General features: G+C 71.0%; 14 protein-coding genes, 1 tRNA gene and 1 riboswitch. Of the genes, 8 read left to right on the top strand and 7 right to left on the bottom strand.

Annotation, left to right across the window (positions count from 1 at the left end; genetic code table 11):
- Entirely contained in the window at positions 1-1,134 is a 1,134-nt protein-coding gene (locus tag RNC47_RS18945; RefSeq protein WP_311600295.1) for a peroxidase-related enzyme, read from the bottom strand.
- Between the two features lie 102 nt (positions 1,135-1,236).
- A riboswitch (SAM riboswitch) is annotated at positions 1,237-1,345 on the bottom strand.
- Between the two features lie 119 nt (positions 1,346-1,464).
- Between RNC47_RS18945 and RNC47_RS18950 the strand changes: the two genes are divergently transcribed.
- On the top strand, positions 1,465-2,418 hold the full coding sequence (locus RNC47_RS18950) for a TIGR03621 family F420-dependent LLM class oxidoreductase (RefSeq protein WP_311600296.1): 954 nt from the start codon (positions 1,465-1,467) through the stop codon (positions 2,416-2,418).
- A gap of 99 nt (positions 2,419-2,517) precedes the next feature.
- Here RNC47_RS18950 and RNC47_RS18955 read toward each other — a convergent pair whose 3' ends face one another.
- Positions 2,518-3,033, bottom strand: a complete 516-nt coding sequence (locus RNC47_RS18955; RefSeq protein WP_311600297.1) for a hypothetical protein — start codon at positions 3,031-3,033, stop codon at positions 2,518-2,520.
- A gap of 51 nt (positions 3,034-3,084) precedes the next feature.
- Complete coding sequence (locus RNC47_RS18960) at positions 3,085-3,675, bottom strand: TetR family transcriptional regulator (protein ID WP_311600298.1); 591 nt, start codon at positions 3,673-3,675, stop codon at positions 3,085-3,087.
- Positions 3,676-3,767: 92 nt separating this feature from the next.
- On the opposite strand from RNC47_RS18960, the gene RNC47_RS18965 reads away from it, so the two are divergent.
- The 4 genes from RNC47_RS18965 to RNC47_RS18980 all read left to right on the top strand — a co-directional run bounded on the left by RNC47_RS18965 (position 3,768) and on the right by RNC47_RS18980 (position 6,162).
- Positions 3,768-4,616: an SDR family oxidoreductase gene (locus RNC47_RS18965; RefSeq protein WP_311600299.1), complete on the top strand. Its 849-nt coding sequence runs from the start codon at positions 3,768-3,770 to the stop codon at positions 4,614-4,616.
- 12 nt (positions 4,617-4,628) lie between these two features.
- A complete protein-coding gene (locus tag RNC47_RS18970) occupies positions 4,629-5,366 on the top strand; it encodes an SDR family NAD(P)-dependent oxidoreductase (protein WP_311600300.1) in 738 nt (245 codons plus the stop codon).
- 227 nt (positions 5,367-5,593) lie between these two features.
- Positions 5,594-5,827, top strand: a complete 234-nt coding sequence (locus RNC47_RS18975) for a type II toxin-antitoxin system RelE/ParE family toxin (RefSeq protein WP_311600301.1) — start codon at positions 5,594-5,596, stop codon at positions 5,825-5,827.
- On the top strand, positions 5,824-6,162 hold the full coding sequence (locus RNC47_RS18980; RefSeq protein WP_311600302.1) for an XRE family transcriptional regulator: 339 nt from the start codon (positions 5,824-5,826) through the stop codon (positions 6,160-6,162). Before RNC47_RS18975 ends, RNC47_RS18980 begins: the two co-directional genes overlap by 4 nt.
- Before the next feature lie 87 nt (positions 6,163-6,249).
- Here RNC47_RS18980 and RNC47_RS18985 read toward each other — a convergent pair.
- Positions 6,250-6,323: transfer RNA gene (locus tag RNC47_RS18985), tRNA-Gly, on the bottom strand.
- A 142-nt stretch (positions 6,324-6,465) separates the two neighbouring features.
- Between RNC47_RS18985 and RNC47_RS18990 the strand changes: the two genes are divergently transcribed.
- Entirely contained in the window at positions 6,466-6,681 is a 216-nt protein-coding gene (locus RNC47_RS18990; RefSeq protein ID WP_311600359.1) for a hypothetical protein, read from the top strand.
- On the opposite strand, the gene dcd is transcribed toward RNC47_RS18990, so the two are convergent.
- The 3 genes from dcd to RNC47_RS19005 all read right to left on the bottom strand — a co-directional run bounded on the left by dcd (position 6,635) and on the right by RNC47_RS19005 (position 10,330).
- A complete protein-coding gene (gene dcd, locus RNC47_RS18995) occupies positions 6,635-7,210 on the bottom strand; it encodes a dCTP deaminase (protein ID WP_311600303.1) in 576 nt (191 codons plus the stop codon). The two genes, RNC47_RS18990 and dcd, sit on opposite strands and share 47 nt — an antisense overlap.
- A 20-nt stretch (positions 7,211-7,230) precedes the next feature.
- Entirely contained in the window at positions 7,231-7,965 is a 735-nt protein-coding gene (locus tag RNC47_RS19000) for a YIP1 family protein (RefSeq protein ID WP_311600304.1), read from the bottom strand.
- A 175-nt stretch (positions 7,966-8,140) separates the two neighbouring features.
- Positions 8,141-10,330, bottom strand: coding sequence for a (Fe-S)-binding protein (locus RNC47_RS19005; protein ID WP_311600305.1), 2,190 nt, complete (start codon positions 10,328-10,330; stop codon positions 8,141-8,143).
- A 266-nt stretch (positions 10,331-10,596) separates the two neighbouring features.
- Here RNC47_RS19005 and RNC47_RS19010 point away from each other — a divergent pair, with 266 nt between their 5' ends.
- Entirely contained in the window at positions 10,597-11,178 is a 582-nt protein-coding gene (locus RNC47_RS19010) for an NADPH-dependent FMN reductase (RefSeq protein ID WP_311600306.1), read from the top strand.
- Positions 11,175-12,626 carry a DHA2 family efflux MFS transporter permease subunit gene (locus RNC47_RS19015; protein ID WP_311600308.1) on the top strand — a complete coding sequence of 484 codons (1,452 nt, stop codon included), beginning with the start codon at positions 11,175-11,177 and terminating at the stop codon, positions 12,624-12,626. Before RNC47_RS19010 ends, RNC47_RS19015 begins: the two co-directional genes overlap by 4 nt.
- Positions 12,627-12,687: the final 61 nt, after the last annotated feature.

Genomic DNA, 12,687 nt, shown 5'->3' on the forward strand with positions numbered 1-12,687 from the left:
TCAGGGCCAGTAGGGATCGCCGAGGCTGAGCATCAGCCGGTTCGCCCAGGCGAAGAAGGCCGTGGCCGACACCAGGTCGGTCAACTCGACGTCGGTGAGCCCCACGGCGCGCAGCCGGTCCACGTGCGCGGTGGTGGCGCTGACCGGGGTGGTGGCGAGCGCCGCGGCGAACTCGACGATCGCGGCCCAGCGGGCGTCCTGCCCCTCGGCCAGCGGGGCGGTCTCCAGGGGCAGCCAGTCGGCGTCCCGCTCCAGCGAGACCGCGAGCAGCCGGTCCACGTCCGCCGGCCGCTTGGACATCTGGGCGGACTTCCGGGCGTGCACGGAGGCGCAGTACACGCAGTCGGTCACCTTGCTGGTCGCCGCCGCGGCGAGCTCGCGCTCGGCGCGCGGCAGGCCCTCGGTGGTGGCGAAGATCGCGGCGTCCAGCGCGGTGCGGGCCGCCAGCACCCTGGGCAGCCGGGCCAGCAGCCGGAAGTACTCGCCGTTGGTCTTGCCCCGGAACGAGGCCTCCTGCTCCTCCGTCAGCTCCTCGGTCGGCACCGGCGGCACCCACGCCGTCCAGGACAGCAGCTCCCTGGTGTACTCGACGGGACGCTCACGCCCGTTGGACGCCGTCCGCGCGGTGCTCTTGACCCGCCCACGCCCGGGCGTGGCCCGCCCCGGCGCCGCCGCCCCGACCGGTTCCCTGCCCTCGATCAGCCGCAGCCCCTGGATCGCCCGCGCCTGGAACGCGGTGAACGCCGCGACCTGCGAGATCGCCACGATCTCGTCCGGCGACCACCCCGCCTCGACCAGCCGCTCCAGATCCGCGCGGGTGGCCAACGCCGGCGAGACGGTGATCAGGTCGACATGGGCCACCGCCGCCCGCAGCGCCGGGTCCTCGGGAAGCTCGTCCGCCCACAGCGCCGGGTCACCGCCCCGCTCCGCGTGCTCCTGAACCAGCTCTTCCACGCCGTGCCGCCGCGCGGCCAACGCGGCCAGGCCGCGCCGCACCGGCACCTCGTCGCCGAACAGCGCCTCTCCGGCCTGCTGGGCCCGCGCCGCCACCAACGGCTTGGTGCCGCGCGCCGCCTCGATCCCCTCCCCGAGACCGGCCAGCCGCCCGATGTCGTCCTGCTCCGTGGTGCCCATGAACTCCGCCTCGCCGTGCCTGCTCACTGAAGGCCGAGGCACGGGCAAACCGCTCGGCCGTCCACATTTCAAGACGGAGTTCTCACCATGCGAGAACTCACCGGAGCACGCTTGCCGCATCACCGCAGCCGGGTCGTCTCCCCGGGGGCACCCCACCGTGCAGGAGGGTTGCCGGCCAGCTAGCCGGGGCTTCACGCTGGCACTCTTGACCTGCGCGGAAAAGTAGCCGACGAAAACGCCCCAGAGAACCCGCTGTCCGCCATATGAGACATGCGTCCACGCGCCGGGTGGCACCTGGTCCGCGCCTCACATCTCCGACACGATGACGCGATGCGTCCCTTCCGCTTCCTCACCGCGCTCGCCCGACCCCACGACGGACCTGGCCTCGCCGCCCACGCGCGTCGTGCCGAGGCCATCGGCTACAGCGCCCTGGTGATCCCGGACCACCTGCTGGCCCAGTACGCGCCGATCCCCGTCCTCGCCTCCGCCGCCGCGGCGACCGAGACGCTCCGCGTCGGCACCTTCGTGTTCAACACCAACCTGCGGCACCCCGCCGTCCTGGCCCAGGAACTCGCGACGCTCGACCGCCTCTCCGGCGGCCGCCTGGAGATCGGCCTCGGAGCCGGCTGGAACAAGCCCGAGCACGACGCGATCGGCATCCCCTTCGAGCCCGTCGCCACCCGGGTCGCCAGACTCACCGAAGCCATCCGGGTCCTCAAGGGCTGCTTCGCCGACGAGAGGTTCTCCTTCGCCGGCGAGCACTACACCATCACCGACTACGACGCGCAGCCCAAGCCGGTCCAGCGCCCGCACCCGCCGTTCTTCGTCGGCGGCGGCGGAAGGCGACTGCTCACGCTCGCCGCCCGGGAGGCGGGGATCGTCGGCCTGGCGCCGCGACTCGGGAAGGACGCGCAGGGCCTGCCGACCCTCGACGCACCGAGCATCACCCTCGCCGCCACCGAGGAGAAGATCGGCTGGATCCGCGAGGCGGCCGGCGACCGCTTCCCCGAGCTCGAACTGAACAGCTACCCGACCGGCGGCCCGATGGTCCTCACCCACGACGCCAGGGGCGAGACCCGCAGACGAGCCGACCAACTCCGCGAACGCACCGGCGTCGAACTCACCGCCGAGGAGCTCGCGGAGTCCCCGCACGTGTTCATCGGCTCCCTCAAGGAACTCACCCGCAAGTTCGTCGACCTGCGCGAACGCCTCGGCATCAGTTCCTTCCTCCTCGACGACATGGAGACCTTCGCCCCGATCGTCGAGGAGTTGGCGGGCCGCTGACCGCCCCGAGCATGTCAGGTCAGCGGCTCGATCGGCTCCGGGGGACGTTGCCCGTGAGGCGGGAGCCGTCGCTGTCGTAGCCGCCGTGGCCCGCGTCCCTCAGAGCCGGCCGCTGTGGCGCAGCCGGAGCCGGCGCCGGGGATGCGAACGCAGCACGGGGTGGAGGTCCCAGCCCTGCTCCGAGGCGCCCCGCAGGACGTAACCGGCCCCCGCGCCGCGGAAGTAGTGCACCCCGAGGTCCAGATCGCGCTGCAGTCCGTGCGAGGTCTCCACCCGCCGGGTCTTCCTGGCGAGGTACCGGTCCACGCGCGCCCGGTAGTACGCCGAGTCGCCCTCCCGCACCAGCGCCACCGGGGTCACGCACCAGCGGGGGATGAACGGCACCCGGCCCAGCGTGGCGTCCAGCACCCGGATCGCGCCGTCCTCGGTGCGCGGCAGCACGTAGACGACCAGTTGGACCACCGTGGCCACGCCGTAGCAGCAGGCCGCGAGGGCGATCCACACCACCCACCACAGCGGCAGGAACACCAGGGTCAGGGGGAGCAGCAGCAACCAGCGCAGCGCGGCCGGCCGGACGGGGAGCGGTCTCCAGGCAGGGTCGTCGTAGTCAGGCACGGATGGTGTTCCCCCCGGGTTCGTCATGGCGCTCGACGGCGTGCCGCGAGTCTACGGCGCGATGCCCCCGGCCCGGGATGGTTGGGCGAGTGTGGCCACGGCGGTGACCACCGCGGCCCTGCGTTCGCCGGAGGAATCCTGGCCGGTCTCCGTCCGCAGCGCCTTCAGCGACCAGGAGGCGGTGTCCCAGCTGATCACCAGGGCGATCACCATGGCCATGAGCTCCGGGGGCGGGATGTCGGCGCGGACGCGGCCTGCTTCCTGAGCCGCTTCGATCGCGGTGACGTTCCGGCGGTACTCCTCGACCTCGGCGTCGATGGGCTGTTGCCGTTCGAGTCCCGCCCACAGGTACAGCCGCCGCACGTGCGGCCGTTGCTCCAGCCGGTCGTACAACTCGCCGGCGTAGTCGGGCAGGTTGCCGGCGTCGATCGAGACGGCTGCCGCCAGCTCCGTCATGCTCTCGGCGACGACCTTGTCGAACAGCTCCTCCTTGGTCCCGAAGTGCATGTAGATCGACCGCTTGTTGGCCTGGGCGGCGTCGGCGATGCGGTCGATCCGGGCGCCGGCCAGCCCGTAGGCGGCGAACTCGTCGACCGCCGCCTTCATCAGGCGTCGCTTGGTCTCGGTGGCGTCGGGTGGCATGCGCTCATCGTACATAACCATCCAGGTGTTTACATCGGCTCCGATCCAGGCTATGAATATATCCAGTTAGTTACCTAGGGAGGGAGCACGACATGACACACACCTGGTTCGTCACCGGCACGTCCTCCGGCTTCGGCCGCCACCTCACCGAACAGCTGCTCGCACGGGGAGACAGGGTCGCCGCCACCGCGCGACGCCCGGAAAGCCTCGACGACCTGGCGGCCCGCTACGGCGATCGGCTGTGGCGGTCCCGCCTGGACGTCACCGACACGAACACGATGCGCGAGGTCGTGGACCGCGCGTTCACCGAACTCGGCCGGATCGACGTCGTCGTGTCCAACGCCGGCTACGGCCTCTTCGGGGCCGCCGAGGAACTCACCGACGAGCAGATCGACCGCCAGATCGCGACCAACCTCACGGCCTCCATCCAGCTCGCCCGCGCCGCCACCCCACACCTGCGCCGCCAGGGCGGCGGGCGCTACATCCAGATCGCCAGCATCGGCGGCCAGGTCGCCTTCCCCGCCATGAGCCTCTACCACGCCACCAAGTGGGGCATCGAGGGATTCTGGGAGTCGGCCGCCGCCGAACTCGCCCCGTTCGGCATCGGCGTGACGGTCGTCGAGCCCGGCGTCTCCCGCACCAACTTCGGCGCCGGCGGCGCGGTCCTGGGCGCGCCCCTGCCCGCATACGCCGACGGCCCCTCGGGCCGGTTGCGACGCGTGCTCTCCGGCGAACTGCCCCCGCTGCCCGCGCCCGGTGACCCCGCGAAGATCGCGGCGGCCATCATCGCCTCCGCCGACCAGGCCGAGGCGCCGTTCCGCCTGACGCTCGGCTCCGACGCGTACGCGCTGGCGACCACGGCCCTGCGCGACCGCCTCGCAGCCCTCGAAGCCGGACGAAGCCTCGCCCACTCCACCGACGCCGCCCCCGCGGACCACTGAAGGGAAACCCTCATGTTCGACTTCACCGGCAAGACCGTTCTCATCACCGGAGCCTCCGGCGCACTCGGCACCACACTGACCGCCCGGTTCTCCGAAGCCGGCGCCAACACCGTCACCGCCGCCCGAACCGGCTACGACCAACTCGCCGCCCAACTCCACGGCCCCTCGCTCGGGGTGCCGCTCGACGTCACCAGCGAGTCCGACTGGACCGACGCGATCCACCAGACCGAGGCCCGCTTCGGGCCGCTGGACATCCTCATCAACAACGCCGCCTACCTGCGCGTCGGCACCGTGGAGAGCATCCCGCTCGACGAGTTCCAGCGCGTGCTCGACACCAACCTCACCGGCGCCCTCCTCGGCATCCGCGCCGCGGCCCCCTCGATGCGCGCCGCCGGCGGCGGCGCGATCGTCAACATCAACTCCGTCGCCGGCCTCGCGGCCGCCCCCGACCTCGTCGCCTACAGCAGCAGCAAGTGGGCACTGCGCGGCCTCATGCGCGCGGCCGCCAAGGGACTGGCCCGCGACAACATCCGCGTCAACTCCGTCCACCCCGGCATCATCGAGACCCCCCTCGCCTACGGCCCCGACGGCAACGCACTCGTACCGGTGGACGACTTCGCCATCCCCCGCAACGCCACCCCCGACGAGATCGCCCACTTCATCCTCTTCGCCGCCTCGGACCAAGCCCGCTTCGCGACCGGCTCCGAACTCATCGCCGACGGCGGCTTCACCCTCGGCCCTCTCACCTGACGGCGAGAACGTGCCGCGGCCTCCCAACGCGCCGGCCCGCCACCGCGCACACGGCACAAGGCTCAGGTACCTGAACGTGACGACGCCGATCCGGTCGGGGTTAACGCTCCCGTTAACATCCCGGCCGTGGCTCAATGGGAAGTAGTACTTGTCGCGGAGGTCGCGGCGTGGTTCGAGAGGCTGGCCGAGGACGACTGGGAGAGCGTCGAGCGAGGGGTCGGCCACTGGTGGACCGGATCAAGGGTGCCGAGAACCACCACCTGAAGGAACTGAGACCAGGGTCGTCCGGTGGTAGCGAGATTCGCATTCTTTTCGCCTTCGACCCCGTGCGCCGGGCGGTGCTGCTGGTGGCGGGTGACAAGGCCGGCAACCGGCGAGGATGGTACGAAGCCAATATCCCCACCGCTGAAGAGCGTTACCGGAAACACATAGCCGATCTTGAGGGCAGGGAGTACGAATGAGCGCGGTCAGCTGGGAGGAGACGAGGCGCAGGGCGCGTGAGCGCCGTGAAGCCGCTGGGCTGCCCGTGCGGTCGTCGGCGGAGAAGCGGGAGGCGATGGACCGGCTTGTCGCCGAGGTGCGTGCCCACCGCCTCGCGGAGATCCGACAGGAACAGGCGCTGACCCAGCGCGCCGTCGCCGCGGCCATGGGGGTCTCCGCTCCGCGTGTGTCGGCGATCGAGCATGGTGACATCGACCGTGCAGAGTTGGCGACGCTCCGGTCTTACGTAGAAGCTCTCGGCGGACGGTTGCGCGTGGTCGCGGACTTCGGCGACGCGGAGTTCACGGTCGCCTGACCGCTCTGGCACGCCGCTAGCAAATCGGCCCGGACAGCACAACGGCCCAGGTTGGGGCGCAGAGCCCCTGACCTGGGCCTTCACTACTGGAGCGGGCGACGAGAATCGAACTCGCGCTCTGAGCTTGGGAAGCTCATGTTCTACCATTAAACTACGCCCGCCGGGAGCAGCCGTGGTGGCTGTTCGCCGGGGTCAGCTTACCGCATGTGGGGGTCGGTGGGATACGCCGGAGTGGCTGCGGGGGTGGTGTCGGTGTCTTCCCCTAGGGTGGCGGTCGTCATCCGGAGCAGGGAGAGGGAAGCGTTGCAGGCAGCCTTCGAAAGCGTCACCGTGGTCCGCTGTGCCGAGGGGCACGTGTTCAGTACGTCGCGGTTTCCCTTGCAGCAGTTGGGGAGTGAGCGGATCGGGCCCGGGAGGTTGGTGCGGTGTCCGCGGTGTGCGCGGTTGCGGAACGTGGTGCCGGTGAAGGGCGTCACGTCCGGGTTCGGTGGAAGTTCAGGTAGGAGCGGGACGGCGTAGGGCCGCGCTGGCCCTGGTAGCGGGAGCCGACCTCGGTCGAGCCGTAGGGGTGCTCGGCCGGGGAGCTCAGCCGGAACATGCAGAGTTGGCCGATCTTCATGCCGGGCCACAGCTTGATGGGGAGGGTGGCCACGTTGGAGAGCTCCAGCGTGACGTGGCCGGAGAAGCCGGGGTCGATGAAGCCGGCCGTGGAGTGGGTGAGGAGGCCGAGGCGGCCAAGGGAGCTCTTGCCCTCGAGGCGGGAGGCGATGTCCTCGGGGAGGGTGATCACCTCGTAGGTCGAGGCGAGGACGAACTCCCCGGGGTGGAGGATGAAGGGCTCGTCGCCTGGGGGCTCGATCATGCGGGTCAGATCGGGCTGTTCGGTGGCCGGATCGATGTGCGGGTAGCGGTGGTTCTCGAAGATCCGGAAGTAGCGGTCCAGCCGTACGTCGATGCTCGACGGCTGGACCATCACCGGGTCGTATGGCTCGATCCGCACCCGTCCGGTGTCGATTTCCGTCCGGATGTCCTTGTCTGACAGCAGCACGCCCCGAGGCTACAGGGTGGCTAGAGGGTGCCCAACTTGACCAGCATCAGGACGGCGAGCAGTTGGATCGCCGAGGCGGCCAGGGCGCGTGGCCAGGGGATCTCGTGGGACCGGCTGACCATCATGGTGAACAGCAGGCCGGCGAAGAGCCAGGTGGCCCAACCGACGAGCTGGACAACGGGGTTGGCGCCGCCGAGGAAGAGCGCCAGGGTGAGGCGTGGCACGTCGGTCAGCGTCATGATCAGCATGGCGAGGCCGGCCGTGGGCGCCCAGATGCCGTTGCCGCCGAACTGGCGCGCCAGGTTGTGCGTGACGGTGCCGAGCAGCAGGGCGCCGAGCACCATGACCACGCCGGTGACCAGGAGGTAGGGCACCAGCGTGGAGGCCGTCGAGTCGAGGGCCGACTCGCGGGCGCTGTCCAGGCCGAAGACGGCGAGCAGGCCGTAGAGGAAGGTGACGATCAGCGCCGGCAGCCACATCGGGTAGTCCCGCATGCGCCAGAAGGTGGGGCTGGGCCGGAAGATCACGCCGACGAGCAGTTGCTTCCAGGGGAGCGGCGGCCCGGGTGGGGGCGCGTCGCCGGCCGGGGCGTGGTCGTCCTGGCCGGCGTGGGGCTGCGTCGAGTAGGGGTCGGGGGCGCCGTAGCCCGGCGGGTAGCCGCCGGGGGCGGGCTGTGGGTAGGTGGGCTGCTGCCCGTACGCGTGGTGTCCGTACGGGGGCTGCTGATCGTCGCGCTCGTTTCTGAAACCGGCCACGAGTACGAACGTACCGCTTCCCGGCACCCGGAATGCGCCGGAGGGGCCGAGATGGGCCTCGCCCAGCGCCGCGAGCGCGGATGGACGTTCCCCAGACCCGTTCGACTCCTCCGGCAACCCGCCCTCCGCCCGGTCGCCGCGATCATGGCATGCCCGATCGGGCGGGACAAGGGCGCTATTTGGCCGGTTCCGGAGCCGGTTCGGGCGCCGTCGCGCGGGCCTCGCTGTCGCCGTCGTCGGGCTTGCGAACGGACTCCAGCAGCAGCTGGGCCACGTCGACGACGCGGAGGTCGTCCTTGATCGCGCCCGCGGTGTCGGCGGCCTGCTTGCCGTTGACCGAATCGGTCAGCATCACGAGGCAGAACGGGCACGCGGTGGAGATGATGTCGGGGTTGAGGGAGAGCGCCTCGTCGACGCGTTCGTCGTTGATGCGCTTGCCGATGCGCTCCTCCATCCACATGCGGGCGCCGCCGGCGCCGCAGCAGAAGCCGCGCTCCTTGTGGCGGTGCATCTCCTCGTTGCGCAGGCCCGGAACGCGCCCGATGATCTCGCGGGGCGGTGTGTAGACGCGGTTGTGCCGGCCCAGGTAGCAGGGGTCGTGGTAGGTGATCAGGCCCTCGACGGGGGTGACGGGGATCAGCTTGCCGGCGTCGACGAGGTGCTGGAGCAGTTGGGTGTGGTGGATGACCTCGAAGCTGCCGCCGAGCTGGGGGTACTCGTTGGCGATGGTGTTGAAGCAGTGCGGGCAGGTGGTGACGATCTTCTTGGCGGCCGCGGCGTTGAGGGTCTCCACGTTCTGCTGGCCGAGCTGCTGGAAGAGGAACTCGTTGCCCAGGCGGCGGGCGGAGTCGCCGGTGCAGGACTCGTCGCCGCCCATGATGGCGAACGAGACGCCGGCGATGTGGAGGAGTTCCGCGAAGGCCTTGGTGGTCTTCTTGGCGCGGTCCTCGAGGGCGCCGGCGCAGCCCACCCAGTAGAGGTAGTCGACGTCGGTGAGGTCCTCGACGTCCTGGCCGACGACGGGGACGGGGAAGTCGACCTCGCGTGTCCACTCCAGGCGCTTCTTCTTGGCCAGTCCCCAGGGGTTGCCCTTGCGTTCGAGGTTCTTGAGCATGGTGCCGGCCTCGCTGGGGAACGAGGACTCGATCATGACCTGGTAGCGGCGCATGTCGACGATGTGGTCGACGTGCTCGATGTCGACGGGGCACTGTTCGACGCAGGCGCCGCAGGTGGTGCAGGACCACAGCACGTCGGGGTCGATCACGCCGCTCTCGGCGGCGGGCGCGACCAGCGGTCGTTCGGTGGTCTCGTTGCTCTCGCCGGCCAGAAGGTAGGGCGCGGTGGCGTGCGCGTGGTCCCGCAGGGACATGATCAGGAGTTTGGGGGAGAGCGGCTTGCCGGTGTTCCAGGCCGGGCACTGGGACTGGCAGCGGCCGCACTCGGTGCAGGTGGAGAAGTCCAGCAGGCCCTTCCAGGAGAAGTGCTCGATCTTGGAGACGCCGAACTGCGTGTCCTCGCCGCCCTCCTCCTCGAAGACGGTCTCGAAGTCGATCGGCCTGCCGCCCGAGGTCATGGGCTGGAGCGCGCCCAGCGCGGCGGAGCCGTCGGCCTCCCGCTTGAACCAGATGTTGGGGAAGGCCAGGAAACGGTGCCAGGCCACGCCCATGCTGGTGTTGAGGGCGACGGTGATCGCCCAGGTCATGGTGGTGCCGAGCTTGACCAGGGCGACGAGGTAGACCAGGTTCTGCAGGGCGCCGGTGGACAGGCCGTCGAAGGCGGCGACCAGGGGGTAGGTGACGAAGTACGCCGGCCCGTAGCCGTCGACGTGGTGGAGGGCGCCCTCCAGGCCGCGGAGCAGCAGGATGCAGACGCCGATGGTGAGGATGACGTACTCGACGAAGTAGGCCTGCCAGGCGGTGGAGCCCGCGAAGCGGGACTTGCGGCCGGCCCTGGAGGGCAGGCTGAGCCGGCGGATGACGATCAGGGCGGCGATGCCGAGGGTCGTCGCCAGCGCGATGAACTCGATGTACATCTCGTAGGGGACGAAGCCGCCGAGCACGGGGAGGGTCCAGTCGGCCTGGAAGAGCTGGCCGAAGGCCTGGACGATGGTCAGGCCGAGGGTGAGGAAGCCGATGGCCACGAACCAGTGCGCGACGCCGACGGGGGCCCAGCGGTTCATCCGGGTGTGGCCCAGGAACTCGCGGGCCAGCGTCAGGGTGCGCTGGCGGGGGTTGTCGGTGCGCTGTCCCTGCGGCACGGGCTGGCCGAGGCGGAGACGGCGGACGATCTCCACGACGGCCCGGCCGAACAGCGCGACGGCGACCGCGGTGAGCACCAGCGAGACGACGATCGCGGCGAGTTGCATGGCGGCGGCTCCTCGGGCGTGCGGACGGAGGCGGGGGTCGCGGCCCGGCTGGCTGCCTGGCCGGCAGGGGCTAGCAAGATAGCCCAGCGAAATCCTACTGGAGGGTAACTTCACCTGACCAGCCGATCGGTCGCGACATCGGGCTGCGCGGCCGCCGGCCGGCGAGCCGCCAGTTGACTTCAAGTTACCTTGAGGTAAGAGCCTGGATCCCGCACGGGGACGAGACGTTCCCGGAGATCGACCTACTCGAGACAGGGGACAGGCACATGGCGCAGGAGCGGCACGAGTTGGCCGTCGCGGTGATCGGCGGAAGCGCCAGGGCCGGCAGGTTCGGCCCGGCCGTGGTGGCGTGGACCGCCGACCAGGCGGGGCGGCGGGACGACATGGTGGCGGACGTCGTCGACGTGGCCGACGCGGAACTGCCGTGGGACATGGGCGGATACGGCGCGGACCCGACACCGGGACCGCTGGCGCCCCGACTGGAGGCCGCCGACGCCTTCGTGGTCGTCACGCCCGAGTACAACCACAGCTACCCGGCGGCGCTCAAGAACCTGATCGACTGGCACCGCCGGGAGTGGCAGGCCAAGCCGGTCGCGTTCGTCTCGTACGGCGCCCTCTCCGGCGGACTGCGGGCCGTCGAGCACCTGCGGGGCGTCTTCGCCGAGCTGCACGCCGTCACCGTCCGGGACACCGTCAGCTTCCAGAACGCCTGGGAACGGTTCGACGCCGCCGGCCGGCCCGTGGAGACCGAGGGCTGCGAGCGGGCGGCCAAGACCATGCTCGACCAGCTCGCCTGGTGGGGACACGCGCTGCGCGACGCCCGGGCGGCACGCCCCTACGCCGCATGAGCACCCGCGCCGTCGCCGGCGTCATCGTGCTCGGCGCGCTGACGACCGTGCTGGACACCACCATCGTCAACGTCGCCCTCAACCCGCTGGTCCGCGAGTTCGACGTGCCGCTGACCACGATCCAGTGGGTGGCCTCCGGATACACCCTGGCGCTGGCCGCCGTCATCCCCGCCACGGCCTGGGCCATGGCGCGGTTCGGCAGCAGACGTCTCTACATGCTGGCCATGACGGTGTTCACCCTGGGCTCGGCACTCGCCGGGCTGGCCTGGAACGCGGAGTCGCTCATCGGCTTCCGGGTGCTGCAGGGGCTGGGCGGCGGCATGGTGATGCCGGTGGGCATGGCCGTGATGATGCAGGCCGCCGCCAGGGAGGGGAAACAGGGCGCGATGATGTCGCTGCTCGGGCTCCCCATCCTGGTGGGGCCGGTCGCCGGGCCGGTGCTGGGCGGCTGGCTGGTGGACGAGGTCTCCTGGCGCTGGATGTTCCTCATCAACCTCCCGGTCGGACTGCTCACCGTCGTGCTGGCCCACCGGGTGTTCCCACGGGACGCGCCCCAGCCGGGTCGCCGGCTCGACGTGCCGGGGCTGCTGATGCTCTCGCCCGGGCTCGCCGCGGTCATCTACGGGCTGACCCGGGCCAGCGAGGGCTCGGACGGGCTCGGCAGCCCCGCCGCGTTCCTTCCCGTGCTGGTGGGAGCCGCGCTGGTGGTCGGCTTCGTGGCGCGCTCGCTGACGGTCGCCGAACCGCTGATCGACCTGCGGCTGCTGCGGCGCCGCCCGCTGGCTGTCGGCGCGACGACGATGCTGCTGTTCGTCACCGGCTACTTCGGGTCGATGCTGCTGGCGCCCATGTACTACCAGGAGGTGCGCGGGACCTCGGTGCTGGCCTCCGGACTGCTGCACGCCCCCGCCGGGCTCGCCGCCGGGACGATGATGCAGGTGGCGGGTCGGCTGGTGGACCGGGTGCCGCCGCGGCTCGTCGTCCTGCCGGGCATCCTGCTGGCGGCGACCGGACTCGCGGCCTTCGCCGCCCAGGCGGAGCCCGACGCCTCCTACCTCCGGTTGGGGATCGCGCTGGCGGTGATGGGGACCGGGGTGGGAATGGTGATGATGCCGAACATCGCCGCGGCCACCAGGGCCATCGGGCCGGCGGACGCGCCGGCGGCCTCCACCCTGCTCAACATCACCTCCCAGGTGGCCGGCTCCATCGGCCCGGCGATGATCTCCATGGTGCTGGCCGGCCGCCTCGCCGGGACCGCCGGCGCCGGCGAGCCGGCGGATCTCGCGGGCGCCTACCAGGGCAGCTACGTCTGGGGCATCGTGGCCATGGCCGCCGCGGCGCTGCCGGCCCTGCTCATATCCGGGCGCCGACCGGCCCCCGTTCCGCAGGCCGGTGGAGCCGTCGACCGGGCGGCGGACCTCCGATCGAGGGAAGTCGCGGACAAATAATCCCAAAAGCCTTCCAAGCCCCTCCGGTGTGCGCACGATGGACCGACATCGAGCGCACACC

It is taken from the genome of Streptomyces millisiae (assembly GCF_031845425.1).
GTDB lineage: Bacteria > Actinomycetota > Actinomycetes > Streptomycetales > Streptomycetaceae > Streptomyces > Streptomyces millisiae.